The 13303-nt window shown below is 48.4% G+C and carries 17 protein-coding genes; 9 read left to right on the top strand and 8 right to left on the bottom strand.

Translation table 11 applies throughout. The features are described from left to right. The first annotated feature begins 256 nt into the window (after nucleotides 1-256). A complete protein-coding gene (locus Q7P68_RS10910; RefSeq protein WP_304225577.1) occupies nucleotides 257-1255 on the top strand; it encodes a class II fructose-bisphosphate aldolase in 999 nt (332 codons plus the stop codon). 130 nt (nucleotides 1256-1385) lie between these two features. On the opposite strand, the gene Q7P68_RS10905 is transcribed toward Q7P68_RS10910, so the two are convergent. Further along, nucleotides 1386-2006: a hypothetical protein gene (locus Q7P68_RS10905; protein ID WP_304225575.1), complete on the bottom strand. Its 621-nt coding sequence runs from the start codon at nucleotides 2004-2006 to the stop codon at nucleotides 1386-1388. Nucleotides 2007-2134: 128 nt separating this feature from the next. Between Q7P68_RS10905 and infC the strand changes: the two genes are divergently transcribed. From infC to Q7P68_RS10870, 7 genes are read left to right on the top strand one after another with little or no spacing between them, the layout of a single operon-like run. Further along, nucleotides 2135-2653 (top strand): translation initiation factor IF-3, encoded by a 519-nt coding sequence (infC, locus tag Q7P68_RS10900; RefSeq protein ID WP_304225573.1) that lies wholly within the window; start codon nucleotides 2135-2137, stop codon nucleotides 2651-2653. 17 nt (nucleotides 2654-2670) lie between these two features. Continuing rightward, a complete protein-coding gene (gene rpmI, locus Q7P68_RS10895; protein ID WP_013969150.1) occupies nucleotides 2671-2871 on the top strand; it encodes a 50S ribosomal protein L35 in 201 nt (66 codons plus the stop codon). A gap of 18 nt (nucleotides 2872-2889) precedes the next feature. Then, nucleotides 2890-3249, top strand: a complete 360-nt coding sequence (rplT, locus tag Q7P68_RS10890) for a 50S ribosomal protein L20 (protein ID WP_304225571.1) — start codon at nucleotides 2890-2892, stop codon at nucleotides 3247-3249. Between the two features lie 3 nt (nucleotides 3250-3252). Further along, nucleotides 3253-3738 (top strand): cell division protein ZapB, encoded by a 486-nt coding sequence (locus Q7P68_RS10885; protein WP_304225569.1) that lies wholly within the window; start codon nucleotides 3253-3255, stop codon nucleotides 3736-3738. Between the two features lie 10 nt (nucleotides 3739-3748). After that, nucleotides 3749-4069, top strand: a complete 321-nt coding sequence (locus Q7P68_RS10880) for a cell division protein ZapA (RefSeq protein WP_304225567.1) — start codon at nucleotides 3749-3751, stop codon at nucleotides 4067-4069. Beyond that, nucleotides 4056-5282 carry a mannose-6-phosphate isomerase, class I gene (gene manA / locus Q7P68_RS10875; RefSeq protein WP_304225565.1) on the top strand — a complete coding sequence of 409 codons (1227 nt, stop codon included), beginning with the start codon at nucleotides 4056-4058 and terminating at the stop codon, nucleotides 5280-5282. Before Q7P68_RS10880 ends, manA begins: the two co-directional genes overlap by 14 nt. A 5-nt stretch (nucleotides 5283-5287) precedes the next feature. Further along, a complete protein-coding gene (locus Q7P68_RS10870; protein WP_304225564.1) occupies nucleotides 5288-5770 on the top strand; it encodes a YaiI/YqxD family protein in 483 nt (160 codons plus the stop codon). Here the strand turns inward: Q7P68_RS10870 and Q7P68_RS10865 are convergent. Together Q7P68_RS10865 and Q7P68_RS10860 are read right to left on the bottom strand one after the other, a co-directional pair. Then, complete coding sequence (locus Q7P68_RS10865; protein WP_304225562.1) at nucleotides 5730-6959, bottom strand: HD domain-containing phosphohydrolase; 1230 nt, start codon at nucleotides 6957-6959, stop codon at nucleotides 5730-5732. The genes Q7P68_RS10870 and Q7P68_RS10865 overlap by 41 nt on opposite strands. 18 nt (nucleotides 6960-6977) lie before the next feature. Next, a complete protein-coding gene (locus tag Q7P68_RS10860; protein WP_304225560.1) occupies nucleotides 6978-7256 on the bottom strand; it encodes a peptidylprolyl isomerase in 279 nt (92 codons plus the stop codon). A gap of 78 nt (nucleotides 7257-7334) precedes the next feature. Between Q7P68_RS10860 and Q7P68_RS10855 the strand changes: the two genes are divergently transcribed. Then, nucleotides 7335-7829, top strand: coding sequence for a hypothetical protein (locus tag Q7P68_RS10855; RefSeq protein ID WP_304225558.1), 495 nt, complete (start codon nucleotides 7335-7337; stop codon nucleotides 7827-7829). Here Q7P68_RS10855 and lpdA read toward each other — a convergent pair. The 5 genes from lpdA to Q7P68_RS10830 are packed head-to-tail and all read right to left on the bottom strand — an operon-like array spanning nucleotide 7816 to nucleotide 13048. Beyond that, a complete protein-coding gene (lpdA, locus tag Q7P68_RS10850; protein ID WP_369695321.1) occupies nucleotides 7816-9267 on the bottom strand; it encodes a dihydrolipoyl dehydrogenase in 1452 nt (483 codons plus the stop codon). The two genes, Q7P68_RS10855 and lpdA, sit on opposite strands and share 14 nt — an antisense overlap. Nucleotides 9268-9279: 12 nt before the next feature. Then, the gene (locus Q7P68_RS10845; protein ID WP_304225557.1) at nucleotides 9280-10623 is read right to left on the bottom strand and encodes a dihydrolipoamide acetyltransferase family protein; all 1344 of its coding nucleotides are present in this window, start codon (nucleotides 10621-10623) and stop codon (nucleotides 9280-9282) included. A gap of 3 nt (nucleotides 10624-10626) precedes the next feature. Further along, the gene (locus Q7P68_RS10840) at nucleotides 10627-11598 is read right to left on the bottom strand and encodes a pyruvate dehydrogenase complex E1 component subunit beta (RefSeq protein ID WP_304225581.1); all 972 of its coding nucleotides are present in this window, start codon (nucleotides 11596-11598) and stop codon (nucleotides 10627-10629) included. An 8-nt stretch (nucleotides 11599-11606) separates the two neighbouring features. Beyond that, nucleotides 11607-12605: a pyruvate dehydrogenase (acetyl-transferring) E1 component subunit alpha gene (gene pdhA / locus Q7P68_RS10835; RefSeq protein WP_304225555.1), complete on the bottom strand. Its 999-nt coding sequence runs from the start codon at nucleotides 12603-12605 to the stop codon at nucleotides 11607-11609. Between the two features lie 2 nt (nucleotides 12606-12607). Further along, the gene (locus tag Q7P68_RS10830) at nucleotides 12608-13048 is read right to left on the bottom strand and encodes a pyridoxamine 5'-phosphate oxidase family protein (RefSeq protein WP_304225553.1); all 441 of its coding nucleotides are present in this window, start codon (nucleotides 13046-13048) and stop codon (nucleotides 12608-12610) included. Nucleotides 13049-13303 lie beyond the last annotated feature (255 nt).

Below are 13303 nucleotides of genomic sequence, written 5' to 3'. Positions count from 1 at the left end.
GCGGCTTCTACCAGCTCAAGCCTTGCTGCATACCGGTCTTTACTTATCTTGATAAACTCGTAATACTTCTTCTCGTACATTGGTACCCTCCTGTTTAAGAGTTTTTTGTTTATTCTATCCCTATCCGTTGGATCGGGGTAGGCCCAGGGGGGTACCATGTCTGTTAAACAACCAACGGATTCTTGCACCATCCTTGACCAAGCAGGCCCGCTGGCATAAAATCGAGCAAATTCTATTTAGAGTAAGGAGAGTTTCCATGACCAGCTATAAAGAACTTGGGCTCGTAAACACCGTGGAACTGTTCAAAAAAGCAGTGAACGGCGGGTATGCTATTCCGGCATACAATTTTAATAATATGGAACAGCTCCAGGCTATCATTCAGGCCTGTGTTGAAACCAAGTCTCCTGTCATTCTTCAGGTATCTTCCGGTGCCCGCAAGTATGCAAACCAGACACTCCTGCGCCACATGGCCCGCGGCGCGGTTGAATATGCCCATGAGCTTGGCTATGACATTCCTATCGTACTGCACCTGGACCACGGGGATAGTTTTGAACTCTGCAAGGATTGTATTGAATCTGGATTCTCATCGGTCATGATCGACGGCTCCCACCTCCCCTACGAAGAAAACGTGGCCCTCACCAAAAAGGTATGCGAGTTTGCCCATTCCCGGAAAGATTACGTTTCCGTAGAAGGTGAGCTCGGCGTACTGGCCGGTGTGGAAGATGACGTTTCGGCAGAGCACAGCCACTACACACAGCCTGAGGAAGTAGAGGACTTTGTAAAAAAGACCGGTGTCGATTCACTGGCAATTTCCATTGGAACCAGCCATGGCCGAACCAAGTTTAAGCCCGAACAGTGCACCCGGGATGCTAATGGCATCCTCATTCCCCCACCCCTCCGCTTCGATATCCTGGAAGAAATCGAAAAGCGGATTCCCGGATTCCCCATCGTACTCCATGGTTCTTCCTCCGTACCAATTGAATATGTAAAGATGATCGAAAAATACGGCGGCAGCATGAAAGATTCTGTTGGTATTCCCGAAGAACAGCTTCGCCGGGCAGCCAAGAGCGCGGTCTGCAAGATCAACATCGACTCCGACGGCCGGCTTGCCATGACCGCTATGATCCGCAAAGTCTTTGCGGAAAAACCGGATGAGTTCGATCCCCGAAAATATCTAGGCCCCGCCCGGGACGAGCTTAAAAAGCTCTATATGCATAAGAATATCAATGTACTAGGTTCTGCCGGCAAGGCATAATAATAAAAGGCCCCTCATGATAAAATGAGGGGCCTTTAAGATATGAGTAAAATGAGGCTCTTTCAAAGCACAGGGAGTTTTGAAAGAGCCTCAATTGTTATTCACAGCTTGATAAATCGAGCCTGATGTTTTAGCCCTTGAGCGTTTTCCGGTAAGCCATTACAAGCCACCAGATGCTAGGCAGCATGCTGATGAGAGCCGCAGGTACAGCGGCTGCATATAACTTAGAGAAAAAGCCCCAATAGGCGGTGCTTGCCAAAAAGGGTAAAAGAACTGCGGTTGCGTAACTGAGAAAAGACTTAAAACCGATTTCCTCTTCAGCTTTTTCCAAGGCCCAGGGGATACCGATCGCCTGAGCGCCCCACAAGAGCGGGGTAAGTACCAAGAGGATGGCATCTTTGTGGAAATTCCATTGAATCCCTTTTACGAGCGCAACTGGTATAAGCCACACCAAAACAAATTGATGTATTTCTATGTAAGATTGATGCCGGTAACGAATTTGCAGCATATATCTGAACACTAGGGGCAGCAGAACCGGCACCGCGACAACGTCCACAAAACCGTGCAGCCAACGCAAAAATCCGAATGCACCTTCCGGGAGAAGATTTGGTATAAAGAACGTCATTACACTCAGGAGACAGCCTCCCAGAACAGAGAGGATAAGACCTTTTTTTTCCGGATCCCGGGGCTGCTGGAGAGCTTCGACAAACATATATAAAGAAGGAATCCACAAAATACTAAAGAGTATCATGATCGGAGCGTATCACGACTGTAATAATGAAAGCAATAGGACTGGACATAGTAGCTGCTTATTTGGTATAGTTTTGGGAAAGTCGTATGCACATGCCCCGTTGTGTTCACGGCTTACGAGGAGGTCAGTTGGCGGATAAGGATTTGCGGATCAACGAACAGATCCGGGTACGTGAGGTTCGGCTCATCAGTGACGATGGGGAACAGCAGGGTATTGTTCCCACATTAGAGGCACTCCGGATGGCCAAAGAACAGGGTTTAGATCTGGTGGAAGTAGCTCCTAACGCTAACCCGCCGGTATGCAAAATTCTGAACTACGGCAAGTTCAAATTCGAGAATGAAAAAAAGGTTCGGGATTCTAAAAAGAAGCAGAAGCTTTTAAAGATAAAAGAAATCCGGATGCAGCCCAAGATTGATGATCACGATCTGGATTTCAAATCGAAGCATATTCGCGAATTCCTGGCTGAAGGCAACAAGGTCAAGGTTACGGTCCGTTTCCGCGGACGGGAACTTGCCCATACCGAACTCGGACTTGACGTCCTTAAGGACGTATTAAAACGGATAGAAGGGGACTATGTCATGGATAAACCTCCCGCAATGGAGGGACGTTTCATGTCAATGGTATTAAGCCCCAAATCCAAGAAATAACTTAGAGGGATGGCGCCATGCCGAAGATGAAAACCAAGAAAAGCGCAGCCAAGCGCTATTCGTTTACCGGATCTGGCAAGGTAAAGTACAAAAAACAGAACCTTCGCCACATCCTGACCAAGAAAACAAGCAAGCGGAAGCGGAACCTCCGCCATGCCGGTATTTTGTCCAGCGACAATGTTCCGGTTATCAAAAAGAAGTTATTACCCTACGGATAAGTAAGGAGCGGTAAGCCCATGTCAAGAGCAGTAGACGGTACCAGAAGAAAGGACCATCGTAAAAAGATTCTAAAGTTGGCGAAAGGCTATTGGGGCCGCCGCCATTCTAACTTTAAAGTTGCCAAAGATGCGGTAACCAAAGGGCTTTTTTATGCCTACCGCGATCGCCGGGACCGGAAAGGTGATTTCCGCCGCCTCTGGATTATCCGTATTAATGCCGCCTGCCGCGAAGAAGGCTTGTCCTATTCCCGCTTAGTGGACGGGTTGACCAAAGCTGGCGTTGTTATTGACCGGAAAGCCTTGGCAAATCTGGCCATTCAAGATAAGGCAGCATTCAAAGCAGTTGTTGAAAAAGCAAAGGCTTCCTTAGGAGCATAAGGCATGATAACCCTCGAGCAAGTAAAGCTGCTGGAATCCAAAGTTTCGAAAGCAATCGACACAATTCGTCATTTGACCGAAGAAAACAGGCTTTTGCGAGAGAAATTGGAAGGATATCAAAGCAGAATAAGCGAGCTCGAGGTGTTAGTACAGCAATTTAAGGACGATCAGGGAAAAATTGAAGCGGGCATTATTTCTGCTTTAGATCGTCTTAATAAGTTCGAAGACATCTTAGAGCAGGAGTTGGGTACTAAGCAGCCAGCGGAAACTGCTGCGACTAACCCATCCAGCGCATCGCCGCATCCTGACCAGCAAACGACGGTACATACACCTCAACCGGTACCGCCTCCCGCCGTTGATCCAGATTCGGATGAGGCCATACTCGCGATTCTTGAGCAGGAAGAACGGGCCCGGCAGAGCACCGTCACTATTTCGCCAGAACCAGGATTAAACAGCACATCTTCTACTGCCGAACTGGATATTTTTTAAGAGGACTTTCATGCCGAAGGAAGGATTACGAATCGATATCCTCGGCACATCATTTACTATCAGGGCCGATGAAGATCCTCTGTACCTGAATGCCCTGCTTGCCAAGTATCAAACCACAGTAGACTCGGTTCAAAAAAATACAGGATTAACTGATCCGCTCAAAACAGCCATTGTAGCCGGTATTATGCTTTGCGATGAACTGGAAAAACAACAGCGCAAAATAAATTCCAGTTCCTTACAGGTTAAACAGGATTCAAAAGAGCTCGAGCAGCTCCTTCTTGATATTATTACCCGCATCGATTCAAGCTTGAAACAAAATGATGAAAGCTAATATTACGCAGCTTCCATTGCTGCTACGAAATCCAATACAAGCATACGCCTGGGGTTCAAAGGTTTGGATCCAGGATCTTCTTGATCTATCCGAATCTGAAAGGCAGTCTCCCATGGCTGAACTTTGGATGGGTGCCCATACACGCTCCCCCTCGAGGGTAGTCTTAGATAGCACAGAAAAACCACTGGATGAATTTATCCAGGAGAACAGGCTACTTTGTCTTGGTGAAATAGGAAACCAAAAATACACAGGCCTTCCTTTTTTGTTTAAGCTCCTTGCTGCGGATGCACCGTTATCTATACAGGCCCATCCGAATGAACAACAGGCGAAAGATGGTTTTGCTCGAGAGGAAAAAGCCGGAATTCCACTCTCTGCGGAAAACCGGAATTATAAAGATCCGAACCATAAACCAGAAATTATCTGTGCCTTGACCAATTTTACAGCCATGTGCGGGTTCAGGTATCTCAATGAAATTATCTCTTTGGTTTCATTGCTCGAAGCACCGCAATTACATACCTGTCTTGAAGCATTAAATAAAGCTGAACCAGCTGAAGCATATAAAGATTTTCTCCACAGCCTTTTTTCACTGCCTCAGAATATAAAACTTGAGCTTACAGAGCGCCTTAAAGAGAAACTTCCAGAGCTCATAATAAATGCCCCCTCCTATGCCCTTGAATGGAAGCTTATTGAACAATTTGCCGCTGCCTATCCAGGGGACAGCGCGATTATTGCACCCCTGTATCTCAATGTATTGTCGCTAAAACCAGGAGAAGCGCTCTTCCTTCCTGCAGGAATACTACATGCCTATGTACATGGGTTTGGGGTTGAATTAATGGCAAACTCGGATAATGTGCTCCGTGGCGGCCTTACTCCAAAATATGTTGATGTAAAAGAACTGCTCAATACCCTTCGCTTTGAACCCTACAAGCCAGAAATTTTGCAGCCCATAACAGGTAGTGATGGTATTAGCAGCTATCCTAGTCCTGTTGATGAATTTTCACTTTTTCGTATTGATCTCAAGGCCGCTTACCCTGTGTATCTTCCTGCCGGCAAACCCATCATACTTATCATGATAGAAGGTTCTTCAAACATAGAAAACCTGCATAACAAGCTGGAACTAACAAAGGGAAAGAGCGTTTTTATCCCCGCAGTACGGGATGAATTGCTTCTTTCTGGTTCGGGAACTCTATTCGGCGCGACGACTGGAGCTTAGCTTGCATGAAAATACTGGTCGATGCCGACTCATGTCCTAAACAAACCCGGGATGTTATCTTAAGGGCGATAAAAAGGACTCAGATTCGGGGAATTTTCGCAGCAAACCGTCCAATTCCCGGTATTTCCGAAACAAAGCTCTGCACCATGGAAGTCTGTGATACGCGCCATGGGGCAGCGGATGACCGCATCGTAGAGCTGGCTGAACCGGGGGATCTTGTTATTACAAGAGACATTCCTCTTGCAAGCCGGCTTGTAGAAAAGCAGATTTCCGTTTTGGATGATCGGGGACGATTATACACCAAGGAAAATATCCGCGAACGGCTTTCCTTGCGGGATTTTATGGTAAACCTGGCAGAACAGGGGCTTGGACCTGAACGAATCGCCAGCTACGGCCCCAAGGAGCTTAAAGCATTCGCCGATGGCTTTGACCGGCAACTGCAACGGCTTATTCGTACTGCTCGGGATAGAGGTCCCGGATCTGTTTGATATTGGGAAGAATCTCAAAAAACATATCAACCAGTTCTGGATCAAATTTGACACCCGACATTTTTCGTATTTCGTTATATACAGACTGTTCGTCCCATGCTTCTTTATATACCCTGCGGGATGACAGAGCATCGTATACATCTGCTATTGCCACAATCCTACCGCCCAAGGGTATTTCTTCGCCCCTGCGGCCCAAGGGCTTTCCTGACTCATCGGCTTTAATAGGAATTAAGGTTACAGGATCTATCCAGCCAGGATAGCCTGAGCCATCCCAGTTTTCATGGTGGGTCAGGGCGATTTCAGAGGCAATGACATCAAGGGGAGACTGAATGTCGTCGAACAGGCGGGCCCCAAAATAGGTGTGACCCTGCATAATAGCATATTCTTCTGGGGTAAAACGGGCAGGTTTTTTAAGGATGAGGTCCGAAATGGCTACCTTTCCCACATCATGGAGCATGGCAGCGATTTTAAGCGTATCCCGATACTTATCCCGCTCGGTCTGGGGAACCGCATGATGATATGCCCAGCGGTCATAAAGTTCCACCGCATAGCCTGCCACACGGTTAACATGAGCGCCGGTTTCCTTGGGGTCCCGGAGTTCGGACATTTTAATCATCCTCAGGATCATAGCCCGGGTCATATAAGCCCTCTGTAGGGCCACCGTAGCATTGACTGCAAAATGGGAAATTAATAGTTCATCTTCTTTAGAAAAAGCAATGATTTCATTCCGTTCATTTTTTGCATTAATAATCTGTATAACTCCGAGAAGCTTATTTTCTGCTGTTTTGAGGGGAACGGTCAGCATGCTGGTCGTTTTGTAACCGGATAGCTTATCGTACTGAGCATTATATGAAAATGGAGAATCGGGAGGGATATTATAGACATCCTGTACATTCAAGATTTCTTTGGTAAGCGCGCAATAGCCTGAAACTGTTTTTTCGTTGATGGGAATAGAAAAAACAGAATAAATCAGTTTCTGTCCCGGAGGCAGGGCTTGCTGGAGCGTGTCATTTTGCGAATATTTTATAGCCAGCCGGTCGCCGTCTTTTACATAGATTGACCCCGCATCAGCATGGACGACATGGCGGGCTTCCAGCAGAATCCGCTCAAGTAAGAGATCCAGGTCCTGAATCTGATTGAGTTCAGAATCGAGTCGTATAATAGATTCTAGGTTTGCCCGCCCTTTCATCAATATATTTTTCCTTCTTTATTCCTTTCTTCCCGTGCATTTAATTATATGATATCCAAACTGGGTTTGCACGATATCGCTGATAGAACCGGGAGACATGCGTTTGACCGCATTTTCAAAGGGTGCAACCATTTTACCGGGACCAAACCACCCGAGGTCCCCGCCAGCAGATTTAGACGGACAGGTAGAAAATTCCCGAGCCATAGCCTCAAATGAGGCGCCTTGCCGGATCCTTTTAAGAATTTCCATTGCCTGGCTGCGATCTTTTACAAGGATATGACTTGCTCTCCATTCCATGTTGTTCCTCCTTGCCGTGATTGCTTCTATTGTGGCATGATATAGTACCACAGCGCAAGTGCATCGGAGGTATACCCCATGGGAATAAGGAAGTTTTTTGGAAATCTTTTTATAATACTTGGATTCCTTAATATTGCAAATTTCTGGGCTCCTCGTCCTATACCCACCGTGGGGCCTTCGGCTATTATAATTGGCCTATTGCTTATTGGAACCGGGGTGTTTATAAAGCTGGACCGGGATAACCAGGGCAATATTAAATGGGATAGGTTGGCCTCACTTTTCCGGAGTTCCAAGGCTTTGTCCTCAGAAAAGGAGCAGCGGTCCCACGGGCAACGAACCACAGAACGGCCCCTTGCAGATCCGCTCATTGCGGTGCGGGTGCTGCGCCTTGCGGAACAAAAGCGAGGTCTCCTGAGCGTTTCCCAAACTGCCATGGAACTTAATATTCCCCTATCGGACGCAGAAGCAGGGCTCGATGAATGTGTTGCCCGTGGGACCGCATCCATCGAGGTGGATACCAACACGGGGCTCGCCTTTTACCGCTTCCCCGAATTTCTTCCTAAAGATGAATAGCCCTATCCAGCGCGGAGAGGGCTCCTTCCTTGATGCCCTCTGAAAGGGTTGGATGAGCATGGATCATATCGGCTATTTCTTCGACAGTAAGCTCATTCTGGCTTGCAAGCAAGAGTTCATGGATCAAATCGGTCGCACCGGGACCAACTATGGAAGCGCCGAGGATTTCTCCCGTGGCTGGATCGGTGAGGACCTTTACAAAGCCCTCAGGGTGCCCGGTAGCTACGGCCTTTCCGATGGCTCTGAATGGAAAGGTGGCACTCTTAAAAGCAGCGCCCTTCTTTTTAAGCTCCTCTTCTTTTGCGCCAAAGGAAGCTACCTCTGGTTCGCAGTACACAGCCTGGGGCACAAAACGCCGTTCTATCCGAGATCGATGGGGATTCTTTCCTTTTCCCAATAAGTAGGCTACCCGTTCTGCCACGAGTTCTGCCTGGGCAGAAGCAACATGGGCAAGCTGGGGCTCCCCGGCCACCACATCGCCCACGGCAAAAATACCCTGTGCGTCTGTCTCATAGTAATCATGTACGGTAATATACCCCCGGTCCATGTGTATTCCTAAAGAGGCAGCATTGAGGCCTTCCGTATTGGGGCTTCTGCCGGTGGAGACAAGAATTTTATCCCCCTCCAGCACTGTTGCCTGACTAGCGACCTGATTCGATTCCCCCTGGGCAGGCGCGATGGAAAGCTGCAAGGTTCCGTTATCGGTTTTGCCTAGTCCAGCGGCCTTCATCCCCGTATAAAATCGGACACCCCGTTTTTCAAATACAGCCTTTACCGCTCCAGACACATCGGAATCTTCCATGGGGAGGATACGGTCAAGCATTTCGACAACCTGGACCTCCACTCCGAAACGGTTCATGATATAGGCAAATTCCATACCGATAGCGCCAGCGCCGAGAATGATAAGTTTCTTGGGAAGCGCTTTCATCATGAGGATCCCCGTAGAAGAAAGCACCCGCTCTTCATCAAATGCAAACCCCGGGATCTCTCTTGGCCGCGAACCGGTGGCAATAACTATGGCAAAGGCTGAAAGGCGCTTTTCGCCTTTCCCCTCAGCTTCGGTAATGGACACCGTATTCTTATCTACAAGCCGGGCCGAAGCAGAGAATACATCAACCTTATTCTTTTTAAGAAGGAAATCCACCCCTTTTGAAAGTTTATCCGCCGCGCTGCGGCTCGAGGCCTGCACTTTTCCATAGTCAAAACCAGCCTCGTTATAGGTAATGCCGTATTTTCCAAGCTCTTCCAGGGCAGCATAGCGGTTAGCCTGCTCGATGAGGGCCTTTGAAGGGATACAGCCTATGTTGAGGCAGACCCCGCCGAGTTTGTCCCGTTCGACAACGGCGGTTTTTAGACCAAGCTGACTTGCCCTAATAGCGCCCACATAACCTGCAGGACCGGCGCCGATAAACAAAATATCATAATCAAACTGCATCATTGCTCCTTGTTTTTAAAAAAGCGCTTTTGCTGGATCTTCCCAGAGGGTAACGAGATCCTTCATAAAGGCCGCAGCCACCGCGCCGTCTATGGTCCGGTGATCGCTCGAAAGGGTTGCCCGCAGCATGGGACGAATAACAATATGGTCATCCCCCTGGGAATCGGTTTGAACCACCGCTTCTTTTTTTACCGCCCCAACTGCAAGAATAGCCGATCCGGGAGGATTAATAATAGCGGTAAACTCTTCCACGCCCCAGGCTCCCAGGTTAGAAATGGTAAAGGTAGCGCCCTCATAATCTTCGGGTTTCAGGTTCCCTGCCTTGGCTCGGGCTATGAGGTCTCGAAGTTCCCGTTCTATTTCTTCCACACCCTTTCGTTCACAGGCCCTGACCACCGGGGCTATAAGTCCATCCTCCAGCGCGACAGCCAGGGCTACATCCACCTGGGGGTATATTATAATATGATCTCCCATCCAGGAACTGTTAATCTGGGGATGCTTGCTGACCGCCATGGCTGAAAGTTTCATAAAAAGAGCATTAAATGAAACGCTAAAGCCATCTTTCCGTGACTGGTTGTAGGAATTCCTTAGATTGATGAGCCGTTCCATGTCAATTGCCATTCGCAGGTAAAAATGCGGCGCCTCATGCATGGATTCGCCGAGCCGCCGGGCTATGGTCTGCCTGAGACGGGTAACTGGAACAGTTTTACCTGCCCCAGTTCCGCTTGCAGAAGCTCCTGCAGATTCCACTCGTGGACCAATACCGGAAGAGAGTCCTTCGAGGTATCGGCTCACATCGCGTTTTACAATGCGGCCGCCTGGGCCCGACCCTTGTATATTTCGCAGGTCTATTCCTGCTTGGTAGGCCAACTTTCTTGCCAAGGGCGAAGAGGGGGATGGACTGCCCGGCGGAAGCGGAGGAGTCAAAGAAACGAAGGCCCGTTCTTGCACAGGTTTTTGTTCTGCAGGCTGCACCGGCGATGGTGCTTGCGATTGGGGCTGGGCTTGCACGAGAGCTTCGGCCTGCGGCTGCAGCACTTGAGACTGGACCTGAGTTTGAGGCTGCGCCGGACCTTGCGGTGGTGCAGCGCTTTGAGCTAACAGGCCAGAGATATCTTCCCCTTTAGTACCGATGACCGCAATAAGGTCACCAACCTTTACCGCAGTCCCCGGGGAAGCTACAATTTTTAAAAGCGTGCCCTGAACGCTTGCCTCATAATCCATAACGGCCTTGTCGGTTTCCACCTCACAGAGCACCGATCCTCGTTTTATTTCATCACCCTCTTTGAATTTCCATGCTGCGATGGTTCCCTCTGTCATGGTTGGCGAGAGGGCTAACATGGGAACTGGTACTGCCATAACTTACTCCAGATATAGTACGCGTTTTACTGCGCTTAGTATTTTCTTTACCCCTGGTTGGACTTCAAGTTCTAATTGATGGTTATACGGCATGGGCACATCATGGGAGGCCACCAATTCTACCGGAGCATCAAGAATATCAAAGCGATCATGGGAAATAGTATAGGCGATGTGACTGCCCACACTGGCTACCGGCCAGGCTTCGTCGACTACCACGGCCCGGTTTGTTTTTTCTACTGATCGATATACGGTTTCCATGTCCAAGGGCCTGAGGCTCCGCATGTCGATAATCTCTGCAGAAATGCCAGCCTTTTCTAATTCCTTTGCCGCATCAAGGCAATAGCGGACCGGTTTAGAGAAACTGACCAGGGTTACATCCGATCCTTCCCGAAGGATATTTGCCTTTCCTATAGGAATAAGCGTTTCCGTATCGGGAACTTCTCCGCTGGTTCCGTAGAGCATTTCCGCTTCAAGGACTACAACCGGGTCATCATCGCGAATAGCACTTTTCAGAAGCCCATAGGCATCGGCAGGAAAAGCCGGCGCCACCACTTTAAGGCCCGGAATATGGGCCCAGTAACTCGCAAAGGATTGGGAGTGCTGGGCAGCCAAGTATTCTGCTGGTCCATTGGGGCCTCGGAATACGATGGGCATTTTGAAACGACCGCCGGACATGTAGCGCATTTTAGCCGCATTATTCACTACCTGATCCAGGGCAAGGAGGGCAAAGTTGTGGGTCATCCACTCTATAACAGGACGAAGCCCCACCTGGGCAGCTCCCACACCGATGCCGGTAAAGCCAAGCTCCGTAATTGGGGTGTCAATGACCCGCTGTGATCCGTATTTCGCCAAAAGTCCTTTCGAAACCTTATAGGCTCCGTCATATTCGGCTACTTCTTCTCCCATAAGGAACACCGCGGGGTCTCGAGCCATTTCTTCATCCAAGGCCCGATTCAGGGCTTCGCGATAGGTCATAATTGCCATCAGAAACCTCCTTGCCTCAGTGTTTCCAGGGGATATGCATCTGCGTATACGTCTTCGAACAGGGTGGGAAGCGCCGGTTCAGGACTGGACTCGGCAAAGGCAACCGCTTCGGCGACAAGGTTTTCTATGTGGCCTTCCATTTCCTCTACTTCAGTCTGTTTTATCGTTTTTTCTGCAATAAGACGATCCTGGTAAATTAAAATAGGATCATGCTGCCGGTATGCTTCGACCTCTTCTTTTGTCCTGTATTTTTGCGGGTCGCTCATAGAATGTCCCTTGTACCGGTAGGTTCGGATATCGAGCAGCACCGGAAGTCCATTCCGGGCAGATTCGAGGGCTTCGGTAAAGGCCTGATACACCGCCATAACATCCATTCCGTCAACCTTGCGGCCCTGAATGCCATAACTAGCGCCCATCACAGAAAATTCTTCTACTGATGAAACCCGCTTAAAACTGGTGCCCATACCGAACTGGTTATTCTCGCAGGCATAGATAACCGGCAGGTTCCAGATTTTTGCCATATTGAGGCTTTCATGAAATGCTCCTTGATGGATTGCTCCGTCACCAAAGAAGACCGCTGTGGCACCGCCCGTTTTATTGTATTTCTGAGCGAAGGCCACGCCGGTAGCGATGGGGATTTGGGCCCCCACGATACCATTGCCTCCCAGAAAATGACGCTGTTCATCAAAAAAATGCATGGACCCGCCTTTTCCCCGGGAAGAACCGGTAACTTTACCAAAAAGTTCCGCCATGACTGCCTTGGGATCCATACCGCAGGCAAGAGCAAAACCGTGGTCCCGATAACCAGTAAGGATGTAATCTTTAGCAAGATCCATGGCAGCTACCGTCCCGACAGCGACAGCTTCCTGGCCATTATAAAGATGACAAAACCCGCCAATTTTTCTGAGGCCGTACATTTTTCCGGCCTCTTCTTCGAAACGGCGGATAAATATCATGTCAAACAACAGCCTTTTTTTCTTTTCCTTAGAAAGCTCCATTATCACTTTACCTCCCGGTAATGCCGTTCGTTTTTCATAGGATAAAAGCAGGAAACCGCTTCTATTTCTGTTTCCACAACCACAATATTTTTAGAATCTTCGTTGATTTTCCAAAATATCTGCAGATTTGGACCTATTGCTTCCAGGACTTCCGATTTAAGTTCCGGGTCTCCGACAAGTACTGCCCTGCCCTTTACAGAAATAACTTCATTTAAAACAGTGCTTTGGAATGTCCATTCAACCTGGGGGTGGGTCCTTACCTGTTCAGCTTTCCGGGAATTGGGAGCGGTCACCGCATAGATAAAATTGGGCCGATCTTTTATCATGGCGGGTGTCATCCAGCGATTGTGCGGATAACCTTCGGCATCTACAGTGGTTAAAAGCCCTACCTTAGAAGCAGAAATGAGCCGTTCTATTTTACCGATAAATTCTGCAGATTCCATACTGCCCTCCTGGAAAGTGGATTTTTGGACACCTGGTCCGTCTTTAATCCTAAAAGCCCCTGATTAAAAATGCAAATCCACATAAAAACTGATGACGTTGTGTTAACTATATATTACTAATATAGTCATCTTAAAGTCAAAAAAAAGAAGCTCCCCGGGAAAAGGAGAAAAACCCGGGGAGCTAAAAGAAAGAAAGGAGGAATGAGATGAGGAACTGGCTACTGCCTAGCACCTAACTATATAACAATCTGTATA

Source organism: Gracilinema caldarium (genome assembly GCF_029265695.1).
In the GTDB taxonomy this organism is placed as follows: domain Bacteria; phylum Spirochaetota; class Spirochaetia; order Treponematales; family Breznakiellaceae; genus Gracilinema; species Gracilinema caldarium_A.
Note: the sequence above shows the minus strand (reverse complement) of the source record. Positions and strands in the feature narration are given on the sequence as shown.